Origin of the sequence: Nostoc sp. 'Peltigera membranacea cyanobiont' 232 (assembly GCF_002245985.1) — a bacterium.
Classification (GTDB): Bacteria; Cyanobacteriota; Cyanobacteriia; order Cyanobacteriales; family Nostocaceae; genus Nostoc.
In genome coordinates, this window is the sequence record NZ_NOLK01000272.1 from 1 (window position 1) to 5,713 (window position 5,713).

General features: G+C 40.8%; 9 protein-coding genes. 5 read left to right on the top strand and 4 right to left on the bottom strand.

The genetic code is table 11. The features are described 5' to 3' along the window. Positions 1 to 113 precede the first annotated feature (113 nt). The 3 genes from CDG79_RS43150 to CDG79_RS38675 all read right to left on the bottom strand — a co-directional run bounded on the left by CDG79_RS43150 (position 114) and on the right by CDG79_RS38675 (position 1,286). Positions 114 to 278, bottom strand: coding sequence for a hypothetical protein (locus tag CDG79_RS43150; protein ID WP_189525285.1), 165 nt, complete (start codon positions 276 to 278; stop codon positions 114 to 116). Then, complete coding sequence (locus CDG79_RS38670) at positions 275 to 883, bottom strand: ParA family protein (protein ID WP_094346797.1); 609 nt, start codon at positions 881 to 883, stop codon at positions 275 to 277. Before CDG79_RS38670 ends, CDG79_RS43150 begins: the two co-directional genes overlap by 4 nt. A gap of 76 nt (positions 884 to 959) precedes the next feature. Further along, positions 960 to 1,286, bottom strand: coding sequence for a hypothetical protein (locus CDG79_RS38675; protein WP_223278606.1), 327 nt, complete (start codon positions 1,284 to 1,286; stop codon positions 960 to 962). Positions 1,287 to 1,723: 437 nt separating this feature from the next. Here CDG79_RS38675 and CDG79_RS38680 point away from each other — a divergent pair, with 437 nt between their 5' ends. The 5 genes from CDG79_RS38680 to CDG79_RS38700 all read left to right on the top strand — a co-directional run bounded on the left by CDG79_RS38680 (position 1,724) and on the right by CDG79_RS38700 (position 4,476). Beyond that, complete coding sequence (locus tag CDG79_RS38680; RefSeq protein ID WP_094346798.1) at positions 1,724 to 2,179, top strand: hypothetical protein; 456 nt, start codon at positions 1,724 to 1,726, stop codon at positions 2,177 to 2,179. A gap of 390 nt (positions 2,180 to 2,569) precedes the next feature. Further along, positions 2,570 to 2,878, top strand: a complete 309-nt coding sequence (locus CDG79_RS38685) for a hypothetical protein (protein WP_094346799.1) — start codon at positions 2,570 to 2,572, stop codon at positions 2,876 to 2,878. A gap of 12 nt (positions 2,879 to 2,890) precedes the next feature. Further along, the gene (locus CDG79_RS38690; RefSeq protein WP_094346800.1) at positions 2,891 to 3,286 is read left to right on the top strand and encodes a hypothetical protein; all 396 of its coding nucleotides are present in this window, start codon (positions 2,891 to 2,893) and stop codon (positions 3,284 to 3,286) included. Position 3,287: 1 nt separating this feature from the next. Beyond that, complete coding sequence (locus tag CDG79_RS38695; protein WP_094346801.1) at positions 3,288 to 3,776, top strand: hypothetical protein; 489 nt, start codon at positions 3,288 to 3,290, stop codon at positions 3,774 to 3,776. Positions 3,777 to 4,089: 313 nt separating this feature from the next. Further along, positions 4,090 to 4,476, top strand: coding sequence for a hypothetical protein (locus CDG79_RS38700; RefSeq protein WP_094346802.1), 387 nt, complete (start codon positions 4,090 to 4,092; stop codon positions 4,474 to 4,476). Between the two features lie 748 nt (positions 4,477 to 5,224). Here the strand turns inward: CDG79_RS38700 and CDG79_RS38705 are convergent. Further along, positions 5,225 to 5,515 (bottom strand): HNH endonuclease, encoded by a 291-nt coding sequence (locus tag CDG79_RS38705; protein WP_442946285.1) that lies wholly within the window; start codon positions 5,513 to 5,515, stop codon positions 5,225 to 5,227. Positions 5,516 to 5,713: the final 198 nt, after the last annotated feature.

Genomic DNA, 5,713 nt, shown 5'->3' on the forward strand with positions numbered 1-5,713 from the left:
TGCGATCGCAGCTATTGCATCCTGGACTTTCACTTGTTCCATCCAAGACCTTCATTCACTGTTCAATAGCTTTAAAATCTGTAGCGCTTATCCCGCACAGCTTAGAGCTTTTCTTAGTGCCATTCGGATATAGGGACTTTGACGCACAGATTGACCATCTGTTCAAGCTCTGGCTCTTGTGATGGTAAACCAGATGTCTGGTCTTCTGTCTTTATGGCTTTCTGGTTTTCTGGTTCAGTCTCTCTGGCTTTTTTAATCAAATCACCGTACTTGCTCATTTCAAAATCTCCATAACTTCTTTACCTAGCGCGAGATAATCAGCCCAAGCTGTTTTTAAACGAGAGTCATCAACATCTCGAATAGGAACACCAGCCATTGCTGCTTTCTCAAAGCCGACAGTACGCCGGATCATTGCCTGAAATACGGGGATGCCTCCATTCAACAAATCCTGACGCAGGGTTTCACCTTCCTTGCTGGGATAGGGAGGAACAATAGTCAGCAAGCAACGATAGTTTGCCTTACCCAAATCTTTCACCATCAAGAGCATTGGCTCAAGGCTTACAATGTCTGGCTTTGTGGGCAGTATTAGAAGGTCGCAGCCTTTAGCTAATTCCTTTAGATCATCGGAGTCAGGTCTAGCTGGGGTGTCGATGACCACAAATTGAGCATCAGCAATTACTTTGAGGGCTTGGCGTTCGTCCACAGCAGGAAAGGGGAATGACCCGCGTTTTGACCAAGCCAGGGCTGTACGGTTCTGGTCGCCATCTACAAGAACTGTTTTACCTAGTTCACTAAAGAAGGTTGCAAGATGCACAGCTGTAGTGCTTTTCCCCACCCCACCCTTGTACCCAGTGATAGTTATGATTTTCTTTTGACTGTCCATATTTCTGGTAAACCATAAATCTGGTTATTTGGTTTTCTGGTTTTATATCTTGACGCTTGGACTAAATCATACTCTCTCACACAGCACTCCTAGCAGATGGTTTGGTTAATGGCACTTCATCAGTTTCTGCACTAAAAGCTGCTGCTAGTTCGGGGCTAGAGTAAGCAATTGCACTTTCATGCCATTCATGGATGAGCGCGTCAATTATCTCCCATGCTGTGGTTGAAGAATCTATCAACCGAAAAGCCTCACTTAGCTCCTTGATAAAGTCTTGCAGATCATCTTTTTCAAATGCACTCAGCCATCCATAAGGATGTTCAAAGCCGATTTCTTTCCCAAGTAACAAAGAGAAAGCGACGGTTAATGCTTCAAAAACAGCTTTACTCTGTGTTGCTGCCTTCACGAGAAAAGTTACTTCCTCCCGGCGCAACAAAGCGAAAGACTGATCATTGCGAGTATTGTCACTGGACGTTCTAAAGCTTTGTCCAGAACTCGCCCAGGCTGACGATTCAACTCAGTGGCTGTAATTAGCTCATCTGAATAGATATTGCCAAAATTCCCCAGAGTCATAGGTTATGCGTTTTCAGTCAACGCCGATTTCATAAAATTAATCAGTAAATACGTATAATTGTACGTACAATTTCTCAGGGGTCAATAGGGATTAAAACTCGCTGGCGCTTCCACTCCCTTCTGAAAAGAATGTTAGATTTGTAAATCCTCATATTTAGAGTAAAAGGGAAACTTTAAGCCCAGCCCTTGCGGGGTGATGACTCCAAAGGAATTGAGAGTTGGTTTTACCAGTCCGTTCCCGTAGTAAATGAGAAAGAGGATAAATTAGACATGGGTGAAGCGAAACGACGCAAGAAAATAGACCCCAATTACGGCAAGTCTAAACGTCTTTCACTTTCAGATGAGTTAGCTTTTCTAACTAAAAAAATAGATGAATCAGCTTATTTGAATGAGGTCGAAGAATCTTTTTCTTATTTAATTTCTAATTTTCCGAGTTGTATGGAAGATATTAAGTCAGCATACGATAAAGCAGGTCAAAGCTTTGTAGAGCCTTGTGTGCTTGTTATTCCCGGTAAAGAGAGTTCTTTGGATATCATCGGAGCTAATTTTCAAGTTCTCTGCGAGATGAATAAAGATATTAACGCACGTCATACCTACGACCAAGGTAAAAATACTTTTATTCCTTGTTACCTTCATTCAATCGATATTCTTGCTCAGATAACTAAGAAAACTCCTAAAAATTATGAATTTCGATTAGTAATGCTCAAAACGTCTACCCCTGGCTAAAACCCGATCACCGAAACAGCTTTGCGCTTCTGCTAGGAGCGTGACCTCCTCCTCACGCTGCAACGTCTTGGGGTCGCTGTTACCAGAGATTTCTTGAATAGTTCAAGGGAGGTATCCCAGCGCAAGACATCTGTTAAATAGGTACTAATCGCCTTGACAGTACCTATTTAATAGGTACAGTACCTATTTCTTCTGCCAACGCGCATCTAGCCCTCTACCCAAGCATTCCAGCCGCCCCCTGAAAATTCATTATCTTGGTTTTCTGGTTTTCTGGTTTGGTGTACATCATACTCATGAATGTACAGCAGTCACGTATATTTGTAGCCTACTCTTCCTTAGAACAAGCTAAGGACATATATTTAGTGCTTCTACTATATCAGTATTAAATTAATGGAAGCTTTACCCGATAATTGGGCAGATATTCAGCCTGATACTGTATATCTTTCAATCAGTGGTCTGCTAGTTTCATTTGCAAGTGAACAAATAAAGCTGGGATTAAAATATGATCAGAAAGGGAAACATTTAAAAGCCATTGAGAAAGGGCTTGTACCCCCTCGCGGTAATGTGGGGTTAGTGACTTCCCAGGAATCCGGCTACGATTTGAAATCTAAAGTCTTAGGTAAAGGTGGCGACCGCCGATTTCATGCAAAATTTATTGATGGTATATTACACTTCCCTGGTTTGGTAACAGAACATTAAACCTACAAAATTATGACAATACTCGAATTAAAAAATCATCAAGTCTGGCGAGATTTAACTGAAATATTAGAAAATTTAGATGCCAACATTCTTGTTCTTGAGCATCTTAATCAATGTGATTATAAAGTGTGCGGTTACTGGGATGAACAAGATGAATATTATGAAACAATTACGTTACCTCGTCCCCTAGAAGCTGAATTAGTTAGCAGTTCTATTGGCATTACTAACACTGAACGTTTTTTACAACTAAAGTTTTCACTCATAGCTGATGCTGTTGATGCCACACAAACACCAAATAATCACACTCAAAAGATTGGTGAATTAGTTCTTGTTTATAATGAAAATCTAGAATTTATTGATGAGAATTGGCTTTTAGATATTGATTCTCCAATGCTTGATATAAGTTGATATGAAACAAATAATAGAACAATTAAAACAAACCATAGGGCAGAAAAAAATACTTTGGGCTTATCCAATTGCCAACAAATTACAAAAATATCGCTATACTTTAGCTATCAAATGGGCAATAGAATGTATACAAATATATTCATCTGAAATTAAATCGGACAAATTTTCCCAACTTTATAAATATATTCAGCAACTAATAGAAGAGCAAAATGTTTTAACTCCTTCACAGTGTCTTGAGATTAGTGGAGAAATATGGTATTTGCCTGAGAGGGAAGAAATTCAAACTGCCATAGCTCGACTGTGGGGTTCTATCTCAGCTTTAAAAGATGGAGAAGAGGATGGAGAAGTGCATGGTGGAGTAATGGAAACCACTGCGGCTGTTGAATTAGTATTACCTGATATATCAGATCATCATTTACTAGATCGATATCTAGAAGCTGCTGTAAGAATTTGTGAAGAATACGAATCACAAAACCAAGAGATTTCTTGAATAGTTCAAGGGAGGTATCCCCGCGTTTGACATCTGTTAAATAGGTACTAATCGCCTTGACAGTACCTATTTAATAGGTACTGTACCTATTTCTTCTGCCAACCCGCATCTGTCCCTTTCCCCAAACATTCCAGTCGCCCCTCAGTCCGCTCAAGGCGCAGAATGCGACGAATCAGGTCAATCCCCTTTTACCGTTAGGTTGCTTTAATTTTTGGGCAAACTCATCTAGTAGACTGCGAGGTATTAAGGGCGAGGAGTTAACCGCTTAGAAACCCAACCTGGCAGCGTATTGTGTGTTTCAGGAGATTGCACGATGAGTATTGGGTCACGCATAGCTATCGGAGCAGTAGCCCTGCTTTGCGCTGCTGGTTTCTTTGTGACAGCTCTCGATCCAAGCGGTTTGCCTGCTGGAGCTTTTATTTTTTACGGAATGGCAGCGTTCTGTGTTGTTATTGCGATCGCTTGCTTCTTTCCTCAGAGTCATCCGATTACTTTACGACTCATCGGCATAATGATTTTTTGTGCCTATATTGCTTATGTATCTGACAGTTTCCGTACTCCAAATCTTGGTCGGGCAATTGTAGGGTTTCTTGTTTGGGGAATTCCTTCTGGTTATTTAGCAGTCATGGGTAAGTATCCATCATGGGGGACAGGATCAGAAGCATTCAACGCAAAACAGAATAGAAATCGCCAGAAGTGAGCTTGGTTGACGATCGCACCACTCACCACACCCCAATCGCCCCTCTGTCGATCCACGCTCACGCCTCAAGTCATTGTGTGTTCAGCCCTAGCGGGAATGTCGTTTAACGATAATCACTACTTATTCTTGAAATGGAGTGGCGAGTCCGACGTAAACTGAAAACTTGAACAATTAGATTATCAAATCGGTTTGACTCGCGTTATTTGTAATCCTCGTGGTTATCCAGATGAACCAAATAATTACTTTAATCCAGAATTATCGGTAGAGATTTAATAAATAGGTAAAAAGTAATAACCGCTATTTTATTCAAACGTAAATGATTGTACTGCAAGCATTTGAGTAGCTTCGACCTCGCAAGTAAGTTGCACAGCATTGGTGGCTCAAAGCCTTAACAGTAGGGTATTTAAGCAAGTGAAAAATCCCCTTTTATTTCTTACTTAGGCTTTGTAAACCAAACAATATCTCTTCTCTCAACAATACACTCCAAAATAAATCTCATAATACTTGGCATCACTGTGCCAAAACGGGAAAATTGTACTCTAAGGAACTGATGCTAACCTCAACCCTATGAAAATCAGTTGTTTTTGACAAATGGCATACCTGTATTTATCACTTTTGGCTCGAATTAGTCTTTTTGATGGTGCAGAGTAGTACCAATACTCTGCACCAATCAATTGAGGGTAAACAGCCGCTCATGGGTGCTGTAGAAAAGCGAGGGGCTAAGATGCTTACTGGATAACGCATTAAACTAAGCGAGACTCTCACAAGTCCCGCTCGTCTTCAAAACCGGACGTGATACTTTCGCATCATCCGGCTCCTCAATGACTTGGCTCTTGTTATGAGTACCTCTAACCACCTTGGGGCTGGGCTTGACGCTATTACATTCAGATTCACCGTTTTTGTTTATTACGGCTTTGATGCCCTTACTGCCATTGCTGGCAGTTTTTGTGTCATGGCAATGTCTGTGTAGAAGTTGAATATTTTTGTAATCATCCTTACCACCTTGTGATTTAGGGATAATATGATCAACTTCTAGCACGTCGTCTTCACGAAAAAACAATCCGCAATGGTTACACTTTCCTTTTTGCTGTTTTAAGAGTTTTGAAGTCTCAATACCATTGCCAATTTACGAGGGTTCAACGCCTGTAGAAACGGGATGAATGCGACCTAAAGCAGTAAGCTTGGCAAAAATCTGGTTTAATAAAATAGGCTCAGGGATTTCGGGAAGCATTTTTAA